Origin of the sequence: Thioalkalivibrio halophilus (assembly GCF_001995255.1) — a bacterium.
Classification (GTDB): Bacteria; Pseudomonadota; Gammaproteobacteria; order Ectothiorhodospirales; family Ectothiorhodospiraceae; genus Thioalkalivibrio; species Thioalkalivibrio halophilus.
The window spans coordinates 1-1,232 of the sequence record NZ_MUZR01000037.1 but is presented as its reverse complement, the minus strand read 5'-3'; the positions used below and the strand labels follow the sequence as shown (position 1 = coordinate 1,232).

General features: G+C 74.7%; 1 protein-coding gene and 1 pseudogene. Both read right to left on the bottom strand.

The features are described 5' to 3' along the window. Positions 1 to 69: 69 nt before the first annotated feature. Positions 70 to 717: a precorrin-8X methylmutase gene (locus tag B1A74_RS09495; protein WP_167769412.1), complete on the bottom strand. Its 648-nt coding sequence runs from the start codon at positions 715 to 717 to the stop codon at positions 70 to 72. Further along, positions 698 to 1,232: pseudogene (locus B1A74_RS09490) on the bottom strand (precorrin-3B synthase); the annotation flags it as partial. The pseudogene B1A74_RS09490 and the gene B1A74_RS09495, both read right to left, overlap by 20 nt.

Sequence of the window (1,232 nt, the reverse complement as noted above, 5' to 3'; positions counted from 1 at the left end):
CCCCGCAGAGCACCCCGGGTTCGATCGTTCCGGGTTCGACCGTTCCGGGCCCGCTCGTGTCCGCCGCACTCATGCCGGCTCCCTCCCCAGACCGTTGACCGCCCCGGCAGTGATCGCGCTGCCGCCGCGGCGCCCGGCCACGGTCAGGTATTCCAGCCCGAACGGGTTGTCCGCCAGCGCCTGTTTGCTCTCCACCGCGCCGACGAAGCCCACCGGGATGCCGATCACCGCCGCCGGGCGCGGCGCGCCGTCGCGCAGCATCTCCAGCAGGCGGAACAGCGCGGTGGGCGCATTGCCGATGGCCACCACGGCGCCGGCCAGTTCGGGACGCCACAGCTCCATCGCCGCCGCGCTGCGGGTGTTGTCCAGTTCGCGCGCCAGCTCCGGCACGCGCGCATCACGCAGGGTGCAGCGCACCGGGTTGTCCGCCGGCAGGCGCGCGCGGGTGATGCCGTGGGCCACCATCTCGCTGTCGCACAGCACCGGGGCCCCGGCCTCCAGCGCCTGACGGATCGCGCTGCCGGCACCCGGCGAGAAGCGGATGTCCTGCGCCAGGTCGGGCATGCCGCAGCTGTGGATCATGCGTTCCACCGCCGCCACAAGATCCGCCGGGAAGCGCTCCAGGTCCGCCTCGGCGCGGATGATCGCGAACGACTCCGCATAGATCGCCTTCCCGTCGCGCTCGTAGCGCCAGGCCTCAGTCTCCGTCACGTTCATCCTCCTCGCACAGCGCCGCGTCCACCGCGGCATTCCAGGCCTCGGGCCCGATCCGTTCCAGCATGGTCTGCAAATCCTCTCCAGCATTGCGCTGACGGGCGAACGCCCGCTCCAGCGCCGCGATCCGGGCGCGCGCCTCGGCCGGGGCCAGCCCGCTCCATTCAAGGGCCGCACCGGGCCGCGAGCGCAGCACCACGGCATGTCCGTCCGGCCGCGCGATCCACTCCAGCACCCCGCCATCCGTCCGCGGCGGCGCCGCGCAGCGCTTGTCGCAGGCGGAGACCTGCAGCCGCACCCCGCTCGCGGCCAGGGTCGGCATGCGCTGTACCAGCGCGGCGGCCTCGCTGCGCGCGGCGATGTGCGCCGAGGCGCAGCCCGGCCGCCCGACACAGGCATCCGCCGCCAGGCGCCGGTCCGCCCGCTCGGTCACCGCGCCCAGTTCCCGCAGCAGGCGCTGCAGCTCCGGGGCGGCCTCCGCGGCCACGCCGGTCGCCAGCAGCGCCTGCTGCGGGAAC